This window comes from Streptomyces sp. NPDC006798 (assembly GCF_040635975.1).
In the GTDB taxonomy this organism is placed as follows: domain Bacteria; phylum Actinomycetota; class Actinomycetes; order Streptomycetales; family Streptomycetaceae; genus Streptomyces.
In genome coordinates this window covers 35,859-60,773 of the sequence record NZ_JBEYIS010000035.1, presented here as the reverse complement: position 1 = coordinate 60,773, position 24,915 = coordinate 35,859, and the positions used below count along the sequence as shown (strand labels likewise).

Annotated in this window: 16 protein-coding genes and 3 pseudogenes; 6 read left to right on the top strand and 13 right to left on the bottom strand. The window is 69.7% G+C overall.

Features of this window, described 5'->3' with window-relative positions:
• Positions 1-969: 969 nt before the first annotated feature.
• The 6 genes from cas6e to ABZ714_RS23030 all read right to left on the bottom strand — a co-directional run bounded on the left by cas6e (position 970) and on the right by ABZ714_RS23030 (position 8,747).
• Positions 970-1,635 carry a type I-E CRISPR-associated protein Cas6/Cse3/CasE gene (gene cas6e / locus ABZ714_RS23055; RefSeq protein ID WP_358827181.1) on the bottom strand — a complete coding sequence of 222 codons (666 nt, stop codon included), beginning with the start codon at positions 1,633-1,635 and terminating at the stop codon, positions 970-972.
• Positions 1,632-2,456: a type I-E CRISPR-associated protein Cas5/CasD gene (gene cas5e / locus ABZ714_RS23050; RefSeq protein ID WP_358827180.1), complete on the bottom strand. Its 825-nt coding sequence runs from the start codon at positions 2,454-2,456 to the stop codon at positions 1,632-1,634. Before cas5e ends, cas6e begins: the two co-directional genes overlap by 4 nt.
• Complete coding sequence (cas7e, locus tag ABZ714_RS23045) at positions 2,453-3,628, bottom strand: type I-E CRISPR-associated protein Cas7/Cse4/CasC (protein ID WP_358827179.1); 1,176 nt, start codon at positions 3,626-3,628, stop codon at positions 2,453-2,455. Before cas7e ends, cas5e begins: the two co-directional genes overlap by 4 nt.
• Positions 3,629-3,654: 26 nt before the next feature.
• Positions 3,655-4,320 (bottom strand): type I-E CRISPR-associated protein Cse2/CasB, encoded by a 666-nt coding sequence (gene casB / locus ABZ714_RS23040; RefSeq protein WP_358827178.1) that lies wholly within the window; start codon positions 4,318-4,320, stop codon positions 3,655-3,657.
• A gap of 28 nt (positions 4,321-4,348) precedes the next feature.
• Entirely contained in the window at positions 4,349-5,959 is a 1,611-nt protein-coding gene (casA, locus tag ABZ714_RS23035) for a type I-E CRISPR-associated protein Cse1/CasA (protein WP_358827177.1), read from the bottom strand.
• A 64-nt stretch (positions 5,960-6,023) separates the two neighbouring features.
• Complete coding sequence (locus ABZ714_RS23030) at positions 6,024-8,747, bottom strand: CRISPR-associated endonuclease Cas3'' (RefSeq protein ID WP_358827176.1); 2,724 nt, start codon at positions 8,745-8,747, stop codon at positions 6,024-6,026.
• Positions 8,748-9,892: 1,145 nt separating this feature from the next.
• Between ABZ714_RS23030 and ABZ714_RS23025 the strand changes: the two are divergent.
• Positions 9,893-10,775: pseudogene (locus tag ABZ714_RS23025) on the top strand (DUF5655 domain-containing protein).
• Positions 10,776-10,964: 189 nt separating this feature from the next.
• Here ABZ714_RS23025 and ABZ714_RS23020 read toward each other — a convergent pair.
• The 3 genes and pseudogenes from ABZ714_RS23020 to ABZ714_RS23010 form a co-directional block, all read right to left on the bottom strand.
• The gene (locus ABZ714_RS23020; protein ID WP_358827175.1) at positions 10,965-12,539 is read right to left on the bottom strand and encodes a gamma-glutamyltransferase; all 1,575 of its coding nucleotides are present in this window, start codon (positions 12,537-12,539) and stop codon (positions 10,965-10,967) included.
• Between the two features lie 687 nt (positions 12,540-13,226).
• Positions 13,227-13,637, bottom strand: a complete 411-nt coding sequence (locus ABZ714_RS23015) for an alpha/beta fold hydrolase (protein ID WP_358827203.1) — start codon at positions 13,635-13,637, stop codon at positions 13,227-13,229.
• A 100-nt stretch (positions 13,638-13,737) separates the two neighbouring features.
• Positions 13,738-13,995: pseudogene (locus ABZ714_RS23010) on the bottom strand (alpha/beta hydrolase); the annotation flags it as partial.
• Positions 13,996-14,406: 411 nt separating this feature from the next.
• On the opposite strand from ABZ714_RS23010, the pseudogene ABZ714_RS23005 reads away from it, so the two are divergent.
• Positions 14,407-14,922 (top strand): annotated as a pseudogene (locus tag ABZ714_RS23005) (RNA-guided endonuclease TnpB family protein); the annotation flags it as partial.
• A 13-nt stretch (positions 14,923-14,935) separates the two neighbouring features.
• Here the strand turns inward: ABZ714_RS23005 and ABZ714_RS23000 are convergent.
• A complete protein-coding gene (locus ABZ714_RS23000) occupies positions 14,936-15,589 on the bottom strand; it encodes a DUF6461 domain-containing protein (protein ID WP_358827174.1) in 654 nt (217 codons plus the stop codon).
• A 753-nt stretch (positions 15,590-16,342) separates the two neighbouring features.
• On the opposite strand from ABZ714_RS23000, the gene ABZ714_RS22995 reads away from it, so the two are divergent.
• The 4 genes from ABZ714_RS22995 to ABZ714_RS22980 all read left to right on the top strand — a co-directional run bounded on the left by ABZ714_RS22995 (position 16,343) and on the right by ABZ714_RS22980 (position 21,873).
• On the top strand, positions 16,343-19,930 hold the full coding sequence (locus tag ABZ714_RS22995; protein WP_358827173.1) for a hypothetical protein: 3,588 nt from the start codon (positions 16,343-16,345) through the stop codon (positions 19,928-19,930).
• Between the two features lie 137 nt (positions 19,931-20,067).
• Entirely contained in the window at positions 20,068-20,499 is a 432-nt protein-coding gene (locus ABZ714_RS22990; protein ID WP_358827172.1) for a hypothetical protein, read from the top strand.
• Positions 20,500-20,959: 460 nt separating this feature from the next.
• On the top strand, positions 20,960-21,364 hold the full coding sequence (locus ABZ714_RS22985; RefSeq protein ID WP_358827171.1) for a hypothetical protein: 405 nt from the start codon (positions 20,960-20,962) through the stop codon (positions 21,362-21,364).
• Positions 21,365-21,489: 125 nt separating this feature from the next.
• The gene (locus ABZ714_RS22980) at positions 21,490-21,873 is read left to right on the top strand and encodes a hypothetical protein (protein ID WP_358827170.1); all 384 of its coding nucleotides are present in this window, start codon (positions 21,490-21,492) and stop codon (positions 21,871-21,873) included.
• Here ABZ714_RS22980 and ABZ714_RS22975 read toward each other — a convergent pair.
• Genes ABZ714_RS22975 through ABZ714_RS22965 form a run of 3 tightly spaced genes read right to left on the bottom strand, consistent with a single transcriptional unit; the run spans position 21,807 to position 24,466 of the window.
• Positions 21,807-22,370 carry a hypothetical protein gene (locus tag ABZ714_RS22975; RefSeq protein ID WP_358827169.1) on the bottom strand — a complete coding sequence of 188 codons (564 nt, stop codon included), beginning with the start codon at positions 22,368-22,370 and terminating at the stop codon, positions 21,807-21,809. The genes ABZ714_RS22980 and ABZ714_RS22975 overlap by 67 nt on opposite strands.
• Before the next feature lie 30 nt (positions 22,371-22,400).
• Positions 22,401-23,699, bottom strand: coding sequence for a methyltransferase domain-containing protein (locus tag ABZ714_RS22970; protein ID WP_358827168.1), 1,299 nt, complete (start codon positions 23,697-23,699; stop codon positions 22,401-22,403).
• Complete coding sequence (locus ABZ714_RS22965) at positions 23,696-24,466, bottom strand: radical SAM protein (protein ID WP_358827167.1); 771 nt, start codon at positions 24,464-24,466, stop codon at positions 23,696-23,698. The genes ABZ714_RS22970 and ABZ714_RS22965 overlap by 4 nt, the downstream gene beginning before the upstream one ends.
• Between the last annotated feature and the right edge of the window lie 449 nt (positions 24,467-24,915).

Genomic DNA, 24,915 nt, shown 5'->3' with positions numbered 1-24,915 from the left:
GGAACACCCCCACGCGGTGGGGAAGGACGCGGCCCCGGCGGTCGAGGTAGGTGCCGACCTCGGAACACCCCCACGCGGTGGGGAAGGACGCCTACGCCAACCCCGGCGACTACGACATCGTCGGAACACCCCCACGCGGTGGGGAAGGACGAGGCGAGGTCGATGCCGGACAGGAGCCCTGCCGGAACACCCCCACGCGGTGGGGAAGGACGAACGGCACGGCAGGCCGGAAGGCGGTACCGCCGGAACACCCCCACGCGGTGGGGAAGGACCAGGTGAGCAGGTGGCCCCCATCGGCCACCGACGGAACACCCCCACGCGGTGGGGAAGGACAGGTGGTGCCTCTCGGCCGCCCTCGATCTCGACGGAACACCCCCACTCGGTGGGGAAGGACGCCCGAGGGCGAGGTGTCGTCGTGATGGACGCCGGAACACCCCCACGCGGTGGGGAAGGACATCACAGTGACCCGGGCCGGAGACCGGTGGGACGGAACACCCTCACGCGGTGGGGAAGGACGCGAACCGCAGCGACCTGTCCACCCGGTCCTCCGGAACACCCCCACGCGGTGGGGAAGGACCGGCTGCTCGTGGCTGATGACCTCCGGCCGGTCGGAACACCCCCACGCGGTGGGGAAGGACTGCTGATCGGTCCGCTACGGGCCCCCTGCGACCGGAACACCTCCACGCGGTGGGGAAGGACAACGCCCTCGCCTCCGCCGGCCTCCATCCCGCCGGAACACCCCCACGCGGTGGGAAGGACACCTTCCGAGCTGCACGTTAGGAGTGGCTTTGCCGTCTGGTTGCTCGGCTCATGCTGTCTTCTCGGTGTGGGCTGCCTGACTGTAGCGGCGGGTTCGGGCAGAGCGTCGGCGGGCCCGGTTGGGGGCGCTATTGCCACGGTCGCTTCGTGATGGTGGATCGGACTGCGACCGGTTCACCCTCGCTCGCTGCTTGGCGCGCGCGGACGAACTCATCGCGCAGGAGCAAGGCTGAGAAGCCCGCATCCGTATGCTTTGCCCCGCCCGATGCCCGTAGCGAGCTTCTCGCGAAGCAGGCCGGAGTCGAGGACTCGGGCCGTCCCGTCGAACTGTGTGCGGGCAATTTGAATCCGTTGCTTTGCGGCTGGGCCTTTGGGACTCTGGTGGCCGCTTACCATGGCGAGGGGGTGGGCGTTGATATGCAAAGGCTCCAGCCCGCTTGCATCGGACTGGCGTTCCCACCATTCAACAGCGGCATTGCCGCTCAAGGCCACAATGGGCGGGAGGTTATCGGCTTCCCGGGAAGTGGTCCTCTGCTTGCGTACGGGGTTGGCCACACAGCGGTAGTTGACGACCATGTCTTTGTGCAAGTTCAGCAGCAAGGCTTCGAGAGAGCGTGTTTCGACGCTGCCGTAGGTGCCTGGCAGGCGGGAGGGGTCGGGCTCTATACGGCTCTGCAGGAGGATTTGCGGACCGCGCGGGCTTTCCTCGGCGCGGAAAAGAACTCCGAATTCGGCGCGAGCCGGGCCTTGGACTCCGTCGGGAAACATCTGCAGCATACGTTTGTGCAGCCGGATGCCTTGGTCGCTGCCGCCGAGGTCCCTTCGGGCCTCGCGGGAACTGGGCGAGGGCACGATGCGGGTCAGCCACAAAGTCACCGGGCGTTCCTCTCCGACGTGAGGAAATGGGCGTCGATGTAGGTTTGGAGCTTTACCAGGTAGCCGGTGCCGAAGCCTTCGTACGGGGCATCCGGCAGGTGCACGGCGCGCCGGTACAGGGGCCGGGGGTGATGCTGGCGCTCCAGCGGTGCGAACGACAGGGGCTCGTCCGTGACTTCGCCGCTGTGGTGATCACCATCGCCTCTGTCTGGGGCGTCAGAGTCCACGGGGAGCACGCCGAGCGGTCTGTCGCTGTAGAAGGTGGTCGGCTGTGGGCTGTGGCGCGGTCTCTTGGCTGCCAGCGGCAGCCGTACCAGGTGGTGCAGTGGATCTTGTGCAGTTCCGAGCAGGAGCGGGCCCTCCGGCGGGCAGGAGCGGCGGCCGAGAAAGAGGGGCCAGTGAGGGTCGCGCAGGGCGGCGGCACACAAGTGGAGCAGCTCTGTGTCGTCGGAGGTGAGCGCGAGGGTGAATGCCGCGTCGGCCAGATACTGGCGTTTGGATACCAGAGTGCCCTTGCCCTTGGGCCTGCGTTCCCCGTCCGCGGTGATCACCGTTTCATCGGCGGGTAGCCCACCGCCTACGGTGTGGTAGTCGGACAGGACGACGCCGGGGCGGTCGACCCGTACCGTCATCGACAGTCCTGTGAGGTCGTTCAAGGGTGTCTCGCGTTCCCGCCCGAGCCCTGCGGCCAGCATGCCCACGATGCCGGACCGTGTGGGGAATCTGGCTGTGTCACGCGTCAGGTACTTGCTGTGGGTGCCCCAGGACTGCAGTGGGCCTGCCAGGCGCAACAGCAGCCCGTGGGCGTGCTTCGCGGTCACTGGGGGGCCTCGGCGAGCGCCACGTCGACGGCGGCGGTGACGAGAGACCTGAAGGACGAGTGGCGCTCGCCGAGGTGCTCGAGCTTGTCGAATTGAAGGGAAGCGTGCGCCGCGTGCAGGACGCGGTCGGGGCCGAGGAGGGTGTTTGCGGCCTTGGAGTAGGCGTCGATGCCCTCGACGGATCGCGTGACGTAGCCGCCGTGCTGAGCGGGCCGTACGGGCTCCTCGAAGGCTGCGGCGAAGGACAGGGGCCGGTCGGAGCGGACCGCCACGTGGACCAGGTGCGGGAGCGAGTGCGGGGCAGTGGAGTTCTTCTTGGCCTGTGGAAGTGACTCGATGAAGGAGAGCAAGAACTGGCCGGCGAGTTCGCGGGCGGCGCTGACGGCGATGTCCTGGTCGTCGCTCAGGTTCTTGGTGAGTTCCTGCAGGTCGACTGTGGCGAAGCGGTACAGGGTGCCGGTGCTGAACTCGGCGGTGCCCATGTGGCCGCTGCCTGTTTCATCGTTCTTCGTCGCGGTGACATCGTCGACGGCTGCGAAGTAGTCGAGTTCGACCTCAGTGGTGTGTGTGGTGAAGGCGTGTGCGACCTGGACGGCTCCGTCGACCCCGGCCTGGTCGACCTCGGCGAGCATGCGGCCGAAGAGGTTGATGACGCCGTTCCTCTTGCGAAGGATCTTGTCGATCTTCCCTTTCAGTGCGCTCTCGGGCCTTTTCGTGCCTTTGCCGGTGAAGTCGGTCGTGATCGCGTCCTTGTGGGCTTCGGCGATGTCCGCTAGTTCCTCGACAGCGTCTTCGGGGAGGTAGATGAGCGCGTTGGTCAAAACCTTGTTCGTGATGGGCTGCTTGTCTTTCCCCTTGGCCACCTCCCACTTGATGCTGCTTCCTGACGCGACGTGCGCACCGGCGCGATCGGCAAGCGCTTGGTCCCACCCGCGGCCGCGGAGCACTTCGGCGACCCGTTCGCCGATGCGGCGTGTGCGCAGAGCGTTGTCGCCAAGCGCGTTCTGGAAGTGCTCACGGATCGCCCGCTTCCAGGACTGGCTGGAGATGCGGGTACGCAAGGCATCGCCGTAGAGCATGGTCTTCACCGAGTTGGTGTCGTCCCGATTCAGGTTCGCGTAGGGAACTGGCTGGACGACGTGAATGTCGAGGAAGCGTGGCTCAAGGGCCATCAGGGATCTCCTGTGGGTGAGGGGGGTCAGTCCCGGTCGGCGCGGGCGGTGATCCGGTAGAAGTCCTGCAGCCAGCGGCGAGTGATACGCCCCGACTGGTAGGGCCAGTTGACGAGGTCTGCCAGCAACTGTCCCCAATCGATGGGGGCATCGGTGGAGCGCACCTGGTTCACCGCGGCGGGGAGGTGGAGATGGATGCCGCGCAGGCTCTGCCGCGTCAGAAGGTTGATGCGATTCTCAGCGGCGCTCATCCGCATGGAGGTGCCCTTTGCGATGACGGCCTGTCCCAGAGTGGCACCGAACGAGGAGCCGTACCGGGTGAGTTCTGACGGGGCGGCCTCCTCGTCCGATTCTCCGCTCTTCTGGAGAACCTGCTGGCCTTGTTCGGCTGCGGCGTCTTCTTCGTCTTCCTGGCCGGGTGTGAAGGCGTGTCGGGGCTGGGCCGCAATCAGCGAGGCGACCGTGTAGTGAGCCTGCGCTGTTCTGTCATCGCATTCTTCCGGCAGACGCGGTGTCAGCAGCCGGTGCATGGGGCGGGCGCGCGGGTGGTCCAGATCGCGGCGCAGGCCCGAGCGCAGGGCCGCACGGGCTCCGGGGTCCACGCGGCACAGGCGTTCGACACTCGAGGCGAAAGCGGCATACGAGGCGCGGTTCCTCTGGCTCTTGCTCGCTTCAGGGGCTTGGAAGGTCACTGTCTGTCCTCGGATCGGTGGGCGATGGTCACGAATTGTTGGCCGCCCTTGTTGTTCTCGATTGCTCCATCGCCTTGTGCGGGTCTTTCAGCGCGGCGAGGATGATGGTCTTCGCCTTCGTGACGGCCTTCGCGCCTCGTGAAGTTCGTGTCACGGAGTCGGTCACCGAGTCGTACGCATCGAGTGCATGCCGCGCGAAAGCCAGGCATGCGGCCTCGAAGTCGAACCCGGAGTCCACAGCGCCGTCGGAACGGGTCAACGTCCGGAACCTGGACCAGAACTCGTCCTCCGCCGAGGGCCAGTACCGTGCCGCTACCGCGTCCAGCCAGGTGCCGGGGTCGTTCTTCTTGTCATCCGTGTACTTCAGCCATGCTTCTTTCGTGGCCTGCTCCAGCCGGCTCCCGAAGAGCTCTCCGATTTCGCGGAGCTGGCGTACGGGCAGATCGGCGCTCACCACGTCTTCCTCTACTCGGGACAGAAGCACGGGAGTCGTGGAGTCGACGAATTGATGATTTGCCGCCTGGCTGGCGTCCTGTTCGAAGCCGAGCGCACGTACTCGCATGTACTCGCTGACGTCAAAGGCGTGGTCCATCACCCTCGGCTGGATGGGGCTTGCGTCGTCCAGCTGCTTGAGCAGGAGGGCGTCGATGTCCCGCCAGAGGGAACGGGAGGAGCGTGCGAGCCGGGGGAAGGTCTCTCCATGCTTGCCGATGTCCCAGATCAGGTAGTCGTCTTCCGGCCGGATCCGCTCGGCGTTGTAGGCCCAGGTGATGTATGCGTCGGCGGTGTGCTTGCCGTCTCGGGAGGGGACGAGATGGAGAGCGTGCTGCGAGCAAGCGGTGAGCCGCGAGCAGGGGCCCTGTGGCTCGGGCATCGGTTTGAGCGGGTCCGGCAGGTCCTCGCGCTCCCACGGGCACAGATCGGTTTGCCGGCTGACGTCGCCGTCCGGCGGGGTCAGGCCCGCCAGCAGCGTCAGGAAAAGGTTGTCGCACTCCGGGTGGTACGACAACGCGGCCCGCAGTGGTGACGCCTTCGCGTAGTGGTGGCTCACACGGTCGACTGCCCGCCTCGAGAGGCCGCCGGGGGCTCCCCAGTAATGCCAGGTCAGCAGCGACAATGCCGACTGCGAAAGGTCGGGAAGCGCGAGCTTGTCATGGCTCCAGTGCCCGAACCAGCAGTGGTTGTTGCCCGCTGACCGGCTCATGACCAGCTTGTGGATACCGGCCGTTCGGTTCCTGTCGCACTGGTCGGGGAGGCGAGGGTCCTGAAGCCAGGGACGATCGCGATCGAACAGGTCGAAACGGTCGCTCCACTGGTCGAAGTAGCCCGCGATGCCGGCCTTGCGGCCGTCGGGGAGTTCGATGCTCTGCTCAGGAAGACCGTGCTCAAGGATCTCCCCACGCCGATCGCCCCAGCTTCTGGGGCCGGATTCGTCCAGAGCGGTGATCCGGGCAGTGAGCGCGTACAGCAAGCGCAACAGCGCCGAGTGAGCCGGAGCTTCCGGGACCAGCAGCGTGCGAATCTCTCCGGCACGCAGGAACAGAGTCCTGAGGCCCACTTGCGGTGGGCCTGACTTTCCCTCCAGCCATGCGACCGGGATCCATGGCTGGTCGATCAGATTGGACGCAGGCGTGGCCACGCCCCTCCCCCCGTGGTCGGACGTCCACTGAATGCTAGACGGACGTACGGGGCGGAGTGGGCTTTTACGGCAACTGGTCGATCATAAGGCCGTGTTCGCTCATGCAGAAGCGGTGGCTAGGACTGGTGTACACCCACTCACCGTCTTCCCGTCTCAGGTTCAGCCGGAGGACATTCTTGAGGGCCGCCATGTCGCGCCAGGCAGAGTTGGCATCACCCTGCACGGCCTCGACGAGTCGCTTCGGTACCGGGATTAGATAAGGGACCAGCTGGCCCGGTGCCGGTCTCCCCTTGGCGCTGCGCTCAAGTTTCCGCTCCAGTACCCCGTCCTCCAGGAGATGCACAAGATTCCCCCGCAGGTCACGCCCGGGATACAGACACACCACATGTACCGTCTCCTCGCCGAGCACGGAGGAGAGCAGCTCGGGCTCCATGCCGGGGTGATCGCGGCTCAGCAGGCCGAGGTCGCCATCGAGCTCCCACGGTCCCGGCACCTCCAGCCAACGCGCAGTACCGCTCGCTCTGCGTTCACGAACCACGCGCCGGTTGTCGAGCTGCTGGAGCTCGCTCGCCGCAGGCCGCCCCAGCCCGTCGACGATCTCCTTGGCATACACCTCATCCAGTAGCGAGGGAAGCTCTTCGGGCAGAGCAACCGTCCTGCCGGCCCCGAGGAGCAGGTCAGTCCGCCGCAACAGCGCGGCATCGTCCCGTTCCGACGCGTTGTCCGCTCGCAGCACCACCAGCCTCGAGCGATCACCCACGCTCTGCACCGAACGGGCCAACAAGTCCGCGAGCGGCGCCGGTCCAGATATCACGAGGTCGAAGTACAGGCCCCGGACATGTTCCAGCATCGACGTCGTCACCAGCACAGAGGGGCCGAAGACTCCGCCGCCAGGAGCGAAGGCCTCCCGGCAGGCTGCGAGACGCTGCCATCGGTCCTTGTTGCGCATCTGCTCATGGATCAGGGTCACATCCAGACCGGGAAGATCCTTTGTGAGTAGACGAAACGTGCGGACGGCCTCCGCCGGCGTCGAGCGGTAGACGACGGCCCTTCCCCTGCCGGCTGCGGCCAACGGTGCAAGAGCCGCCTGAATCTCGCCACACGGCGTACCGTCGACGACAGTGATGCTGAGCGTGCTGGCGCGAGCGGACCTGGCAGGTTGCCGGGGCAGGTGCCCGCCTCCGGACTGAGCATCCACGAACGACCATCCCGGCGACCGACGGGGCTGCATCACGGGCTCTCCACCCCCTCCTGTGCCCCGGCTGTAGGCCGCCAGCATCGCGTCCACCGACTTGTCCGCAGCCGTCGCGGCCAGGACCACGGGGATCCGCAACGCAGCGGCCCACTCGAGGAACCGCAGCATCAGCTTCTGGCCCCACGCACCGCGAGCATGGGCTTCATCCACCACGACGACCTTGCCGGAAAGAGCAAAGAGCCTCATGACATTGAACTTCACCGGCATGACAGCCTGCAGAAGCTCGTCCACCGTCCCCGTACCGAGCGCAGCCAAGAGGGCTCGGTGATGGGAGTTGAGCCAACTGTCCGCTGTCGGGGCCCACTCCTCACCAGGCTCCGCGCTGACCCCGCCGGTCGTATTGGCGTGCGCCCACTGCTCCGCGGCTTGTGCCGGCTTCAACCGAGAAGAGCTGTGGAGCAGCAACGACCGCCAGGGGCCCGTCAGCGCCTGCTCGGCGAACGCATGCACCTGCGCCATGTGGCTGTCGGCCGCTGAACCGGTCGGCAGCGCATAGAAGAGACCCCGCGCATTCGCCGCATGCCCAAGGACGGCTGCTGCACGAAGAGCAGCTTCCGTACGGCCCTGTGACGGCGGAGCCGTCACGACCACCATGCCCGGCCCGTGCGCGGCCACCAGATCAGGCACCTGACGAACCATGCTTCCCCCGAGACCAGCCTCCCCCGCACTCTCAGCAGAGTCCGGCGGCCGGGCGAAACCCGTCCCGAGCAGATCCGTCTGCCGCAACAGACGGGGAGCCGCCGCGCGGGCGATCCGCCAGTATGAGTCCAGGTCGCCGGGAGTCCCAGCCCACCCGTCTTCCCTGAGCCGGGTCCGGATCCCCTCTTCAGCACTGGCCAGCCAGTCCGACAAGGCCACCAACCCCATCAGGACAACAGCCGCTCCTGGCGTCATCCGCCCTTGCGGAACCGACTTCACCCCGAGCACTCTGCGCACCTCGTCGAAGTGGATCCGACGCTGCACCTCCCAACTCCCCGCACCCATACCGGGATGACGCGCCGCAGGGCACCGCGAGTCCTTGTCGTACACCACCGGGTGAAAACGACCACCGTGCCCACCGAGCAACTGGGCCACCGCATGACTGAGCTGGGACTGCGGACGCCGCTTCGACGACGGATAACCGATCTCCTTGAAGATCCCCACCAGCCACCAGTGCGCCGCCGCTTCGTGCGACTGTCTGTCCTCCTCGGCGCCGGCAACGAATGCATATCCCGGATCAACACTCAGCTCCTGAGCCCGCAGCCTTCCCCCGTACTTCGGACCATCCCGGTGAAGTTGGAACGGCACGCTGATCTTCCCGATGTCATGCAAACCCGCCCAGAACGCCGACAACGTCCGCGCCTGCTCATCCGAAACCTCCAACGCCGCTGCCACCACGCTCCGTTGGTGCACGGTCAGCAGCTCATCCCAGACGGCCTCGGCGACGGCAGCCGTGTCCAGCAGGTGACAAACCAAAGGATGCGTATGGGCTACACCGCGGGCGTCCTTACCCAGTCCGGCCGCCTTGCCCCAGAGGCGGGAGTCCAGAAACATGGTGCTCCTTATCGCGAGTCCGATGCCGGTGTGCTCCCGAAGGACACGCCAGAAGCAGCCAGGCTTGTAACACTTCGTCGCCTTGCAGCACCCCTGCGAAGTATCGACACAGGGACACTCTGTCAACCGCGGGTGCACAACGTCGGCGTCCCGTAGAGTACTTACTGCTGCACGCCTCCCTGGAGGTGCGCGGAGTCCCACTGGCTCTCCAGCCGATGGCACATCGAGACGCACACACGACCCTCCCGAGGGACGTGGCGCCCCTCGGCTGTGTCGCGCGCTCTGGAGAAACAGTGTCCCGATTCCTGCGGAAGTTCGTCCTGCGACGCGAGGTCCTCCTTGAGGTCGCGCGCGTAGTGGTCAGCGCGGTACTCCGTGCCCTGACCAATGAACTCGTCAGCTGGCTCTTCTGAGCCAACGGTGACGGATCCCAGGGGGTCCGTCACCTCCTACATGATGAGGATGTTCCGCTGGCTGCCGACGTCCCGACTGCTCCCACCACGGCTACGTCTTCCCTCGCGTCCGGCAATCCTCTCCGCTTGAGCAAATCGCCCCAATGCCTGGAGGTTGGGGCCACGCCCTTCTCCGTGGTGGAGTCGGCCCCGCGAGAGCGAAGGTGAGCCGTCCGCGATCGTCAACGCCGAGGTCGACGCGAGGTGATCTTCACGCAAGCGGAGGCTTTCCCGCCCCGCTCCGCTGCTGCGGCCCGGATCAGTTTCGACGATCTAAGCTCATCCGAGCCCCTTTTCGAAAGGCAGCCACGCTGCGGGGCGCTACGCCGGGCGTTCCTTGGAGAGTAGGACGGTCCAGCCGGACAGATATCGGTCGCCGCTATGGTTGGGAGGCGAAGCAGATCGTCTCAGGAGAGGCGAGCCGCGCGGGGCGCGACAGGGTAGGTGCTTAGAAGACTTTCGATCTGTCGCCGCTTGTGTGGCTGTGACCTGCGGGTCTATTCGTGACTGACGCGTCGTCACCTGGCCTGGGGGACACATGGGGGAACAGCGGGTCTTCAGGAATCGGGGGACAACTGGTCCCTGGCCCGGGTGTAGAAGGTCTCCCATGCCATCCGTGCGGCCACTCGCGCGTCTCGTGGAAACAAATCCGCACCTGCCCGGTGTTGTCGACCAGTGAGTCGATCAGGGGAGGTGTCGGGGCTGAAGCTGTTCAACACGGTGGGCGGCTTGACAGAGGTGGTGCCACGTCTGGCTGAGATCGAGGCGGATGTGCAGAGCCTCGTCGAGGCGCACATGGAGACGATGCTGGGCGTCAGGTTCCTGGCGAGTGAGTACAGCACCGGGCCGGTTCACGGAGGGCGGATCGACTCGCTGGGGCTGGACGAGAACGGTGCGCCGGTGATCGTGGAGTACAAGCGGGCGACGGACGCGGGGGTGATCCACCAGGGCTTGTACTACCTGGCGTGGCTGATGGACCACAAGGCGGAGTTCCAGCGCCTGGTGCGCGACCGCCTCGGTGCCGATGCCGCGAGCCGGATCCTGTGGAGCAGCCCGCAGGTGATTTGCGTGGCTGGCGATTTCACCCGCTACGACGTCCACGCGGTGCGGGAGCACCGGCGCAGTATCGATCTGGTCCGCTACCGGTTCTACGGCGATGACCACATCGGGCTGGAGACCGTCGCGTCCGTGGCCGGGCACGCCGCGGTGCCCCGTCGGCGGCAGCGGACCGTCCGGCGGTCCGCAGCCGCACCGGCGGGTGCGCTGCGGGAGCTGGCCGGGGCGGTGGACGAGGTCCTGCTCGGCCTGGGAGCCGATGTGGTCACGGTGCACCGCAAGCAGTACCGGGCCTACCAGCGGCTGCGGAACTTCGCCTGCGTCTGCCCGCCGCAGCGGACCAAGGTCCTCGCCTATCTCAAGGTCCGCCCACAGGGGGTCGACCTCGTTCCAGGGTTCACCCGGAATATGACGGGGCTTGGGCTATTACGGTACGGGGGACCTGGAGGTCCAGATCCGGTCCGAGCGGGATCTGGAGCGGGCCGGTGACCTGTTCCGCCTCGCCTACACCGGGTCGTAGCCGAGGGTCGGCCAGGCATGGTGTCAGCGGCTATGTGCGGCTGTGGCTGGTGATCGTGCCGGTGGCCTTTCGACGGTGCGGACAGTGGGTGGCGGTGGAGTAGTCAATGGTCCAGGGGTTCCCCGGTTTCGCGAACCGGGGAACCCCTGCTACCTTCCGCCGTCCTCGCCACTTGCCCCGGTCTCCGGGCTACTGACGGGGGAGGTCTGCGGGGCGGATGGCCAGGTAGGTCTCGGGGGTGGTGGCTTCGAGGGCGGCGGGGTCGAGGGTGAACTCCGGCGGGGTGGCCATGCGGTGTGACCAGGGCAGTTCGCGGTCCCGGAGGTAGGCGGTGCGGAGCTGGCGCTGGAGGCGGGGTCGGGCCTCTTCCTGGCGTTCGCGGTACTCGCGCCGCACCATGCGGGACTGCTGGTCGAGGTCGTCCTCGTCCAGCGCGGTGCGGGCCGCTCGGTCCTCGGCGCGCAGGCCGGGGGTCCGTTCGGCGATCTCCCGGTCGGCCCGGAACAGTTCATGGCACGCGCTGTAGAGGCGGCCGGACATGCCGAGGGTGATCTCCGTTCCGGGGATGCGGCCGGTGAGGAAGCTCTCCAGCCCTGCTTCGCGGACCGTGGTGTCCTCGCGGGTGGCGGTCCGGCGCAGGCCGTCGCGGCGCTCCCGGGTGGCGTGGTCGTCTTCCATGAGGGTGAGGCGGCCCGTGGTGCGGCGGCGCTCGGCCCGGTTGCGGGCGACGGGGACGAGGCGTAGCCGGGACGGCGCGGACTGACGCAGGGACCGCAGTGCGAGGTAGGGGAGCATCTGGGAGCGGGCGACGGCGAGGAGACTGCTGCCGCTGGTGTCCGCGTCGAGTACGTCTTCGGGAGACTGCGGACCGTCGTTTGGTGAGTCCGGGGTGCCGGGGTCGGGGTCTGTGGGCTGCCCATCGCCGTCCGGCGAGTCCGGGGTCTCAGGGCCGGTGCCGGGTCCGGCGGGTGGGGTTCCGGGGTGGTGTTCGTGGCGGATGATGACGAAGACGTCGTTCTTCGCGTTCACACCGCGGCGGATGTTGGCCCCGCACAGGACCGCCCGGTGATCGACCCCGTACGGGTGGAGTACCGAGCATCCTCCCTGCACCTGCTCCCATCCGTGGTCGAGGCGGTCGGGGGTGAGCGTGCCGCCCTTCGCCTCGACGAGCCAGTAGCGGTCCTCGGCGGTGTGTGTGCCCCACAGGTCGGGACGCGGGTTCTTCTGGCCCTTGGCCTTCTTGCCCTGGGCGGGGTCCGTGATGTCCTGCGGCCAGCCGCTCTCCACGTCCCAGGTCTCACCGAGTCCCATGAGCGAGCGGCAGGCCCATTCAGCGAAGGTCATGCCCAGCCGGTACGAGAAGGCTCCGAAGGCGCTGGCCTCCGACTTCTCCAGGACGATGTTCGCGGTCAGCCTCCGTCCGGCGCCGTGGGTGTGGAGGACGGGCGCGGGGTGGAGGTCCAGATAGGCGCCGAGGGGGGAGATACGGGCGGCTATCTCCCGGACGGCGTATTCCGGTTTGTCGAGCCAGGGAGTGAAGTCCCGGCCCACACTGACCGCGGCCTTGAGGATCTCCCGCCAGGTCGTCGTGGGCAGGTACCAGCCGTCCGTCGCCGGGAAGCCCGTACCGGGCCACTCGGCGTGGTCCGTACGGCGCCACTGTTGCCTGGTCCGGCCCCCGGGCCCGGCGCGGAAGAGGACAGGCACGTCCACGGCGTCGAGGTAGCGGGGCTGCTGGTGGGTGCTGCTGTTCGTCACGGGCACGGAACAACACTGTGCCAGCCCGCTCTGCCGCCCACCGGCGCGGGGGCCGGAGCAGCGGCTGGCGGGTCGTCGCCGTGTCAGCGCTTCCGCGAACAGCAGGCTGTCGGGGTGCGGCTACGACTGCGTCGTGGGGGTTTCCGGCGGCGAGCAGGATGTCTCCCGCGCAGGTCAGCGGGGCCCGCGCCGCCCGGGCGGCGGGCAGGGCGACCTGCCCGCCCGCAGCTGCGGCCGTTGGTGCCGCGGCGCTCGCCGGTGGGACAGGGCGGGCGCGGGCACGGCGGAGGCGGCCAGGACAAGTGCCTTGCCCGCCAACGCCAGCGCGGTTCTCGTGCGCAAACGCAATGTGTGGTCTCCTCGCCGTGTGCACGCACGGGCACACGGAGCAACCACCGGCCGGGGCTTGCCGCACCCGGCCCACCTGTCGGGAAACGCACGCACATCCCCCGCATTGAATGTCCACCGGGCAGGCCCTGGCCGGTGGACACGGCGCCCGGTGGCAGGCAGGTTCACCCCACCGGCCCCATTCCCGTCGGGCGGGACCGGCGAGAACGGCGGGCAGGGTCATGAACCGGCGAGAGAACAGGCAGCCGGAGACGAACCCGAGCCCGCGCCTACCCCGCCGCCGGAAGGACGATCCGGGTGGCCTGCGCCGACCTCGTAGCCCTACTCGGGCAGCGCCCCGGTGATTCATCCCTCGTACGCGCCGGGGCCGGGCTGGTCCGGGCCGGCTGTCAGTGCGGCAAGGCGGTCGGGGTGTTCGTCGGTGATCAGATGGCCGGCGGCGGGGACGACGTCGAACCGGATGTTGGGGAGGGTACGGACGGCGTCCCGGAGCCGGTGGGGCGGGAGGAAGGTGTCGTGCTCGCCGCTGATGACGTGCCGGGGCACGGGCCGGGCGGGAAGGGTGGCGGTGGTGGGCGCGCCGCTGGAGCGTGCGTGGCGGGCGACGAGGGTCATCCACATCGCCAGCTCCGGCCGCGGTTCGTGGCCGGGGGTGTGCATGGCGCGCAGGAGGCGGGTGCTGCGGGCGGGTGTGGGGCGCAGGGCCCAGGCGGCGGCGGTGGCGGCGAGGCGCGGGGTGACGCGGAGGCGGGTCAGTCCGGCGGGGGAGACCAGGACGAGACGGCTGATGTGGGGGGGAGGCCGCGGTCAGGGCGATGGCGGCGCCGAAGGAGTGGCCCAGGACCACGACCGGCCCGCCCCCGCTCTGGTCGAGTACCTGGTCCAGCCAGATCCCGTACCAGGCGAGTCCGGCAGCCTTCGGGGGGCGTTCGCCGGAACTGAGCCCGGGCTGGCCCGGGACGTCCACCACCGCGATCCGGTGCCCGGCGGTCACCAGGGCAGTGGCGAGCGGGAGGGACGCGGCGGCGTTGAAGTTGGTGCCCGGGACGAGTACGACGGTCGTGGGCCCGTCCCCGCCGGTGACGATATGGGTACGCGCGCCGTGCGCGGTCATCTCGCTCCGCTCGTGCGGAACTGCCCAGCCGTCCAGCTGGCCGGAGCACCATGCGCGGATCTCCTCCCGGCCGCCGGGGCTGCGGTAGATCGAGTTCACCGCCCGAGTATCACGCGCCCTCCCCCGCCGGTCCATACCTCGGTGGCGCGTTCCGGCGGTGGCCCGGTTGCATCCGGCAGGAGATGGTGGTGTCCCTCGGTGGTGGGCGGCGGTCAGTACCGTGGCCCGGTCCCCTTCCTTGTATGCGGGGCGTTGTTCGCGCAGGTCGCCGAGTTTGTTCTCGCTGCCGTCGCCGGGGGCGTTCAGGACGGTGTGGAGGCCGACCAGGCCGATCCCGGCGACCCACTGCATTGCGGGGGCGGCAACAGCAGTTCCTCGGCCACCCCTAACAGTTCCGCCGCCCTGCGCCCGGCCCGGGTCAAGGTTGCGCGTGCCCACGCACGGACGGCCGATGCGCGGCGCGAGTTCCACCACCTGCTCTCCACCAGACTGATCCGCGAGAACCAAGCGATCGCAGTGGAAGACCTGGCGGTCAAAGGACTCGCCCGGACCCGCCTGGCCAAGTCCGTGCACGACGCCGGATGGTCGGCGTTCACGACGATGCTGGAGTACAAGGCGGCGAAGTACGGCCGCACTCTCATCCGCGTCGGACGTTTCGAGCCGACGTCTCAGGTGTGCTCGCAGTGCGGCGTCAAGGACGGCCCCAAGCCCCTGCACGTCCGTACGTGGACATGCAGGGCCTGCGGCGCCCATCTGGACCGGGACATCAACGCGGCGGTCAACGTCGCCAAGGCGGCCGGACTGGCCGTACCAGCCTGCGGAGCGCGGGTAAGACCGGGACTCATCCTGGCACAGCGTGAAGAAACAGGAACCCACCCGAAGGCGAGCCGGGCGTCCGGCAGCCAGGCGGGAATCGCCCTCCTTTAGGTGGGCGAGGATGTCAATGAGCGCAGGTCCCCTCCGGTACCAGCCCGGCCCGGTACGAGGCCCGGGCCAGCAGCTCCGCGGTGACCTGAACGCCGGTGATACCCCCGGCCAGGGCCAGCATCCCCGCCGCCCAGTCGGCGCCCGGCACCTGACCGCCCTCCGCATCGAGCAGTCCGACCTCCAGCAGCAGGACGTTCAGGGCGTCCGGCGCTGCGCCGTCGCGGAGGTCCGGGCGCTCGAACCCGGTCTCCAGCCGCCCGCCCGCGTACGAGGTGAACAGCGTCATCGGCTTGCCGCTGTTCCCGGTGACGGCGACGGCGCGCGTCGTCGCGGAGAGATCCTCCATGAGCTGCGGGCGCAGGCCCAGGTCACCGCCGAGGTCCAGGGCGAGCGTCCACTCCCCGCCGGCGCCCGGCACGGACACCGCACCGAGGAGGGACGCCTCCGGCCAGCCGTCGTACTCCTCCACGAGCTCTGTGTGCTCCTCGACCAGCTCTTCCAGCCCCTCGCGCACTCCCTGCGGGTCCGCGCCGGTGATCCGCAGCAGCTCCGCCGGGCTGACGCCGCGCACCAGGACCAGCGAGTACCCGGCCTCCAGGGCGTACCCGAAGAGGGACGAGGAGGAGCGTATCCAGGCGTAATCGGCGGCAACCGGTGAAATCGTCATAACCGCATCCTCCCAGCCGCCACCGACACCACCCGCCGGCCGGGGCGGAAGTCCGGGGCCCGTGTCCCCGCCCCGGCCGCCGCGCACCCCGGGCAGCACGGCGCGTACGCCCCGCCGTCGCCATCGGAGCACCGTACGGACCGCGTATCCGACGGGCACCGCTCCCGGCGGCCGGCACGGGACACGGCACTGCTCCGGCCCGCCGCCTCGGAGGGTGACGCACACCTGCACCGACCGGCACCCGTGCGGCGGCACCGGCCGGGGCCGCCGCCCTCGACCGGTCCCGGAGCCGGGCGCGGGCGGTCACCGGCGGCCGGTTCGGCTCAGCCTGCCGCGGGCAGCCGCGGGCGCCACTCCTGGAGGGTGTCGGCGGCGTGCCGCAGTCCGGTAACGAGTGCGTCGGGCTCGGGGGTGCACACGGTGCCCAGTGATTGCGGTCGCGGACGGTGAGGGCCTTGATGTCGCTGCCCGCCCGGTTGGGCCCGGGTCATGATTGGCTGGGCAGCGACTCCCTTGCCGGTCACTCGGTGTGGTGGGCTGGATGCAGTGGGACGGGCTGAGGGGTGTGGAGTGGGCCGTCTGGAGAAACCCGTTGATCCGGGGGCCGGTCCGGTGGAACGGCTCGCCCATGAGCTCAGGTTGCTTAGGCGGAGCGCGGGCGCACCCACATACCGGGCGATGTCCCGGCGTTCCGAGTTTTCGATGGCGGCCCTGGCACGGGCCGCGGCCGGAGAGCGACTGCCGTCGTTACGGTTGACGCTGGCATACGTCAGCGCCTGCGGCGGGGATCTAGCCGCGTGGCGGGAGCGGTGGGAGCGCGCCCGGCTGGATGCGGCGGCACGGCCCACCACGGCCGACGAAGAGGGCCCGGTCTCTCCCTATCGCGGACTGTCCCGGTTCGAGACCGATGACCAGGCCCTGTTCTTCGGAAGGGACTCCCTCGCGGACGCCCTGGCAGACCTGGTGGCCGAACACCGTCTCACCGCCCTCTTCGGTCCGTCGGGAAGCGGTAAGTCCTCCCTCCTGCGCGCCGGGCTGATCCCCCGACTCCAGCGTCCGCGACCCGACGCCACGCCTCTCACGGCTGTCCGGATCCTCACCCCCGGAGAAACCCCGGCAGCCACCTACGGAAAGGCCCTGTGTCCCGGGGACGGCGACGGAGACACCGTGGTCGTGGTCGATCAGTTCGAAGAGGTGTTCACCCTCTGCCGCGATCCACGCGAGCGCAGCGCCTTCATCGAACTCCTGCTCGCGTCAGCCCGCCCCGGCAGTCGACTGCGGGTGGTCCTGGGCGTCCGGGCGGACTTCTACGGCCGCTTCCTTGAACTGGGCGAACTGTCCCGTACGGTGGCGCATGCGAGCCTGCCTGTAGGCCCGATGACTGAACCGGAGCTGCGGCAGGCCATCATCAAACCCGCCGCCGTACACCGGCTGGTGGTGGAACGCTCCCTGACCGCGCGCCTCCTGAGTGAGGTGGCGGAGGAGCCTGGCGGGCTGCCGCTGCTCTCGCACGCGCTGTTGGAGACCTGGCGCCGCCGCCAGGGTCGCACCCTCACCCTGGAGGCGTATGAGGCGGCCGGCGGCATCCGGGGCTCCATCGCCCAGAGTGCCGAGGCGGTATGCTCCGGTCTCACCCCCGCGCAGACCGAGGCCGCCCGCCTGGTCCTTCTGCGCCTGATCACCCCCGGGGAAGGCGCCCAGGACACCCGTCGCCCAGTCGACCGGGCGGAACTCGACTTTCTGTCCGCCGCCCACGGCGAGACGGGGCGGGCGAACGAGGGTGATGTGGTCGACGATGTGGTCGAGATGTTTGTCCGGGCCCGGCTGCTTACCCTGGACGGCGACACCGTTGACCTCGCCCACGAGGCCCTCATCACCTCCTGGCCCCGGCTGCGCCGGTGGATCGATGAGGAGCGGCACCGGCTGACGGTGCAGCGTCGGCTCACCCAGGCCGCGCTTGCCTGGGAAGAACTGGGCCGGGACGAGGGCGCGCTCTATCGCGGGAGCCGGCTGTCGGCGGTACGGGACTGGGCCGGACGGGGCGCGAGCCGGGCCGGGCTCACGGTGAGTGAGCGGGACTTCCTGGACGCCAGTGTGGCGCTGGAGGACGCTGAGCACACGGCGGTGATCCGGCGTACCCGGCGGTTGCGGCTGCTGTCGACGGGTCTGGCTCTGCTGCTGTGTCTGACAGTGGGGGTGAGCGTGATCGCCCTGGAGCAGCGGCATGACGCTTTGTTGCAGCGGCAGCTGACGTTGTCGCGGCAACTGGCCGCGCAGTCGGTGGAGCTGGTGGGTTCCCGGCCGGTGGTGGCGAAGCTCCTCAGCGTCGCGGCCTACCGCACCGCCCGCACCGCCGAGGCCCGGGGCGCGCTGCTTTTGATGTCGGGCCATCAGTACCACCGGGCGGAGCTGGCCGGACACCGGGACGCGGTCTCCGAGGTCGCCGTCGCCAAGGGCACGCTGGCGTCGGTCAGCCGGGACCGTCGGCTCCTGCTGTGGGATATGCGCCGTATGGTGCGTACCGTCGAGCTGAGCGGTCACCGGACCTGGCTGAGGGCGGTGGCGTTCTCCCCTGACGGGCAGGTGCTGGCGACCGCCGGGGACGACCGGAAGGTGGTGCTCTGGGAGCGGGGGGCGGTGCGGCCGTCAGCCGTTCTGTCGGGCCATGCCGAGCTGGTAAGAAGCCTGGACTTCGGGCCCGGCGGCAGGACTCTGGTATCCGCGGCTGCGGACGGCAGGGTGGTGCTCTGGCACCGGGCGCGCCGAACGCCTCTGCGGACGCTGACCGTGCCGGGGACCCGCTTCAACGAGGTGGCGTTCCAGCCAGGCGGACGGACGGTCGTCGCCGTGGGCACCGGCGGTGCGGTGGTGTGGTGGGACACCGCCACTGGTGTCTCCCGGACGGTCAGCGCCGGGACCACTCAGATGAACGCGGCGGCGTTCAGTCCGGACGGCCGCACTCTCGCCACCGGCGACGACACCCATCGGGTAGTGCTGTGGGAGGCTGGGCTGCGGACGCCGAGGGCAACGCTGCGGGGCCATATCGGGCCGGTACGGGCGGTCGCCTTCAGCCCCGACGGCACTACCCTGGCCACCGCCGGACTCGACCGCACCGTCGTGCTGTGGGACGCGGCGAGCGGGCGGCGCACCGCCACCCTCACCGGTCACGGCACCAACGTCTACAGCCTGGCCTTCACGCACGAGACACCCTCCCGGCTGGTCTCCGGCGGTGAGAACGGGCTGGTGACGCTCTGGGACCCGTCGCGGATCCCGCTCACGGGCCACGGGGACCGCGTCAACCGTGTGGCCTTCTCACCCGACGGCCGGACGCTGGCCAGCGCAAGCAGCGACGGCACGGCCATCCTGTGGGACCGGTTGCGGGCCACCAGGACCGCAACGCTCCGGCCCGGCGCGGGCGATGTGAACTCCGTACAGTTCAGCCCGGACGGAGGCACTTTGGCCGCGGCCACCGGACCGGCCGTTCACCCGCCGAAGGCCGGGGACGACTACACGGTGGGTCTGTGGCCGGTCGGTGTGCCCGCGCGACCGGCCCGAGACCTCACCGGGTACGGCGACCGGGTCACGGATGCCGCCTTCAGTCCGGACGGGCGCACGCTGGCCACCGGCAGCGCGGACGATACCGTCGTGCTGTGGGACACGCGCCGCCCAGCATCCCGGCGCGCCGTCCTCGTCCACACCCCGGCCGCCGGTCCCGCGCGGGCCAAGGGTCCGGCCCCGCGCACAGGACAGTCGTCCGGGGAGCCGAAGTGGGGTGTCAACGCCGTCTCCTTCAGCCCCGACGGCCGCACCCTGGCCTCGGCCGGTCACGACGGATCCATCGCGCTGTGGGACGCCGTCCGGCACACCCGGCGCCTCACCCTCACCGGCCACACAGGCTCCCTGCGCGCCCTTGCCTTCAGCCCCGACGGGCGCACCCTCGCGACGGGGGGTCTGGACCGCACAGTCATCCTCTGGGACCCCGTCACCGGCCGGCGCAAGGCCACCGTCACCGGTGACTCCTCGGCCATGTCGGTGGCGTTCCACCCCGACGGCACCACCCTGGCCATCGCCAACGGCGATACTTCCGTGACCCTCTGGTCCCTCCGTGACCACCAGCCCCTGGCCATCCTCACGGGACACACCCGTCAGGTCCGGACGGTCTCCGTCAGCCGGGACGGCAGCACCCTGGCCACCAGCGGCGCCGACGGCACCGTTCTGCTGTGGAACACCGACCCCCGGCGGACCGTCAGGGAGGTGTGCGCCACCGTCGGCCGCAGTCTCACCCGCAGCGAGTGGCAGCGCTTCGCCCCCGGTTCGCCCTACCAGCGAACATGCTCCTGACCTGGTAACTCGTCAATTGTCGCAGAGCGTGATCCGGGGTGGGCGACATTCGAGCGGCTTGCCATCGTGGGATTCGTCCCCACCGAACTCCGGGTTGACCGCGCCGAGGCCGCCCGGGTCGAACGGAAGGAACCCCGATGCAGGTACGACGAACTGTCCGCACGGCCCTGGCCGGCACCATGCTGGCCCTGGCCCTCCCCGCCCTGGGCACGACGCCGCTGGGGACAACCGCCCTGGAAGGGACCGCGCTGAGCGCAAGGACCGCCCACGCCGAACCGGTCGCTGTCCTCGGGGACTGCTTCCTGGGCCGGATCTGCGGAAATGTCTACAACCGCGACAACCGGCACACCCTCCGCATCACCAACGACTGGGGAAAGCGGCACAAGTCGTCCAGCTGGCGCACGCTCAAGCCCGGGCAGAACGGGCGCCATGTCAAGGTCCGCGACGTCGACGGATTCTGGGTGAGCCGCAACTGCAGGGTCACGGTCGGCTACGACCGGACCGAGGGACCCGGCTGGCACAAGGTCTACGACGGCTTCACGGTCAAGATCACCGACATCCGCTGCTGAGCCCTGTCCCGGACACCGGACAGCGCGGGGCGATCACCGCCCCTGCCTCAGCCGCTCCCCCGGGCAGGGGCGGCTCATCGCCGCACCTCACACCACCAGCCGGCTCACGACCCACTCCTCCTCACCGCGGCGGCCCACCAGCGCCCACAGAAGCGAACGTTCAGGCCATACATGTGCCCCGGCGCCTGCGCCACCGGGACGTCCGGGCTCCCCGGCACAGGACGTTCCCGGCCCACCGGCGACACCAGGACGGCAGCCGCCGACGGGGGGAACCATTTTGTTGCAGTGCACCCAACCGGGCTGCGCAACAAGGGCGGCGGAAGCCGCTCTGAGAGGTCCGGCCGACGACCGGACGCCGGCACGGCCGCGGGGCAACCCCCGTCGTGCGCACCACAGCACGGTCGCGGACCCGGCTACACCGATCACGCAATCACGCCACGACACGAAGGACACACTCCCAATGAAACGGATCCGCACGACCCTCACGCGCTCGACGGCCGCCGTTCTCCTCGGCACCGGACTCACCGTCGCCGCACCCGGCGCTCACGCGGACACATGGAGCAAGCGCTGGGAGACCACCATCTCCCAGGACTACCTCACTTCGCACGGCAAGAAGTGGACCTCGCAGGGCTACAAGCTGCCCAACGGATCGCGCATGGCCCGAGGCGTCTTCAGCTGCCGGGGAGGCGGCCAGGCCACGCTGACCGTCTTCAACCTGGACACCGGCACGAAGCGCTCGAAGAAGCACTCGTGCACCGGTGCCCGACGCCACACACCCGTCGTGGCGTACCGCAATGGGGAAACCGTCAAGCTCATCCTCAAGAGCGGAAAGAAGACGAAGGTCGAAGCCTGGGCCGGCAGGTAGAACGACCAGGCCCACAAGGAACCCTTCCACCCTCAAATGCCCCACCACGACCCTCCATCAAGGAGTTTGATGTGCAACGAACCACACACCCCAGGCACCTCACGGGACACCGGAGGCGGGCAGCGGTGCTGGCCATCGGCACGGCTGCACTGATCGCCGGAGGCTTCATCACCGCGGCACCCGCAGCCGCCGACGGGCAAGCGTGCTGGCCCAGCGGCTGCGCGTCGTCTCCCGCAGCCGGCGCCCGGTTCGTATCACACGGCGACATCTTCTACGTGCGCGACTATCGGGCTGACGGCAAAGCCACGGCCGGAATGATCGAGTACTACGTTCCCGGCGAGGGCTGGTACCGCCCAGGTGAATGGGTGGTCTACAACCGCAACGGCTACGCGGGGCCGCCGGAGAAGCGGAACTACGAGATCGCCGAGGGCAGTCAAGTCCGCTACATGTCCTGCCTGGTCAACGGCTCCACTCTGGACTGCACGGACTGGCGATACGACCGAGCATGACCGCTCGGCCGCCCCGGGAGCGCCAGCAGCCCGAGGTCCAACAGGGCCCCGCCCCGAGCCTTCGAAGCTTGGCGCGGGGCCCTTCCCGTCCAAAGCTCGACTGTGGGATCGTCGGCCTCCTCGTCGGCTCGGTGGGTGATGAGCCGCTGGCAGGCCCTGATCTCGGCGCCGGTGAGCGGGCTCGTGCCGATCTGCCGCAGGCCGCGCAGGGTGCCGGTGGGGTGGCCGAGGTCGGCGAGGTCGGAGAGGTGGGAGAGGACCGCGCCGGGCTCGGTGGTGTCCCAGCCGTGCTCGCCGCACCAGGTGGTGAAGACGCGCCAGCGGCTGGCGCGGGCGTCGCGGCTGCTGCGGGGCACCGAGTCGACGAGCCGGCGGGCGGCGGCGCCGGACATCCGCATCCCGTCCGCGGTGGTGACGTCCGCGAGCGCACGGCGCCGGACGACGGAGCTGCCGGGGCGGGGGCAAGCCCGCCCCCGCCCGCGTTCACCCACACCCATCGGGGACGTGACAGTGGACCGCCGTACCGGTCAGGCCGCGGAGACCGAGGGGCGGTCAGGGGGTCCAGTCCCCGGGGGCGGGCGGGGGCGAGGACGGCGTCGGCCACCCTGTGGGTGTCTTCGGCGGCGCGGGTACTGGGGGTGACGGTTGGTCATCTGCTGGCGTTCGACGTGCGCGATGCGCACGGCGGCCCGGACGACGGGCAGGTCGCCGTCGGTGACGAGCCAGGTGCGGATCTTGTCCAGGAGATCCCACAGGCGGCGGGGGCCGCCCTGGTGGACGATGGGCAGTTCCCCCTTGCCGGATGCCCGGGCACGGGCCCAGGAGCCGTCCTCATGGATCATGTAGGCGGTGCGGGCGCCGTTGTCGGCCGTGTCCATGGCGTGTTCGATGCCGGGGGCGATGAGGTGGAGGGTGGAGCGCACGTCCCAGGCGCCGGTCACCCGCATCACCGGGTAGCGGCCCGTGGTGACGTCGCCCTCGGCGGTCCGCGCGGTGGCCCACAGGCTGGTGGTGTGCGGGTGCGGCGGGGGGCAGTCGTCGCCGTGGCGGGTGTTCATGAACATGGCCGTCTCGGGGGCGACCTGGCCGCGGGCGCCGCCGTCGGGGGTCTTGTCCGCGACGATGACCAGGCCGGTTCCGGACAGGGTGGTGACGAGCCGGCCGCCGGGGGTGAGGGCCTTGAGCCATGAGGCGGGGATGCCCGGTACGGCGACGGTGGAGATGATGCGGTCGTAGTCGCCGGGCAACGCGCCCGTCAGGTCGCAGACCTCCATTTCCGGTCGGTGCCCGGCCTGGGCCAGGCGCTCCCGGGCCGCTTCGACCAGGTGCCCGTCGATGTCGATGGAGGTGACCTGCCGGTCGCCGAGGCGCGCGCAGGCGAGGGCGGTGCCGTATCCGCTGCCGCAGGTCACCAGGAGCCGGGAGTCGTCGGCGATGAACGCCTCCCGGTACATCTGGACGACCGTGAACGCCTCCCGGTACATCTGGACGACCAGCTTGGGCAGGGTGGCCGACGAGGTCGGCCAGGTCTCCGCAACCGTGGCGCCGGGGGCGGCGTGGTCGGCGTGGTGCGGGCCGACGCGGGTGACCACGCTGAGGCTCGGGTCGTAGGCGGTGTTCATCCACGCGCCGGGGTCACCGGGCCCGTCGTGGAGCCGGTAGACCCATTCCCCGTCGTGATCGTCCCCCGCCCACCACCGCGGCACGAAGCGGTGCCGGGGTGTGGTCGCCAGGGGCCCGTGCCAGCGGGATTCGGGCCGTACGGTCCGGTCGGCCATCAAGGCGGCGTGGTCCTGCCAGCCGTGGTCGGGGGGCGTTGGGTTCATGAGCGGGGTTCCCTTCGGGCGGGCGCGGGCGGGTCGGCCTGGGTGGTGCTCGTACCGTCGGCGACACTGCCCGCCTTGAGGAAACGCCCGAGTTCGCACGGCACGACGGCCCCGTCGGGGAGGACGGCCGCCTTCCCGTCCCCGCACCGCCCGCACAGGGCGGACATCGACGGCGCCACCCCGGCGAGGGCGGCGTTCCCGACGGCCCGCACCCGGTCGACGCGGACCCCGTGGACACCGAGCGCCTCCATCTCGGCCCGCGCCTGCTCGACGCGCTGCCCGTCGTCCAGGGCGACGATGCCCACGGTCACCCGCACACCGCGGCGCACCGCCTCGGCGATATGCCGGCGCGTCGCGGCGTGGGATCCGGGCCGGCCGGTGATGGCGTCGTGCTGGACCGGGTCGTCGCTGTAGTACGAGGTGGCGAGTTCGAGGCGGGGGTGCTCGAACAGCGTCCAGAGGTCAGCACGCACTCGGTAGAGATTCGAATAGGCGCGGACCCGTAGGCCCAGGTCGAGGGCGTGCCGGGCGAGATCGGGGAAGTGCGGGTGGAGCAGGGGTTCGCCGCCGATCGGCTGGACGGTCTGCGTGCCGAGGTCGGCGGCCTCGGAGATGATCCGGCGCCAGTCGGCGACGGTGAGCGATCCGTGCCCGCGGTCCGGGCCGGCCTGCGCGTAGCAGTGGGAGCAGCTGAGCTGACAGCGGGAGGTCAGTTCGAGGGACAGAAACCGTAACCGGGGCGGGGTGGTTTCCGGAGCGGTCGTCATGCTCCCGAGGGTAGAGGCCGGGCCGTGCAACCGGACTGTTTTTGGGAGGACTTGCTACGGCGGTGTGGTGGAGGGTCCGGTTCCCGGGCGGGGCCGGGGCGGTGGCGCCCCGCACCGACACCGGCATGCCCACCCGCACGTCCGGGGGCTGGTCCCGGGGCCGCAGGGAGAGCACCAGCTGTACCTGGTGGTGGGCCACTGTCAGCAGGCTGGATGCGGGGAACGAACGGTAGGAGCGCCGGTAGGCGGCCCCGATCGCCCGCAGCTCGTTCACCGCGGCCCGGTCCACGCCGCGGTCGGGGGCGCGTCCGATCTGAGCACGGGCATCAGGGGAAAGGCCGGTCACGGCGGTCGTCAGACCGGCCAGCGACCCCAGAGTGAACGCACGACGCAGCACAGCCCCACAGCTTTCCCCATCCTGCGGCGCGACGACAGGCGAACAGGCGGAC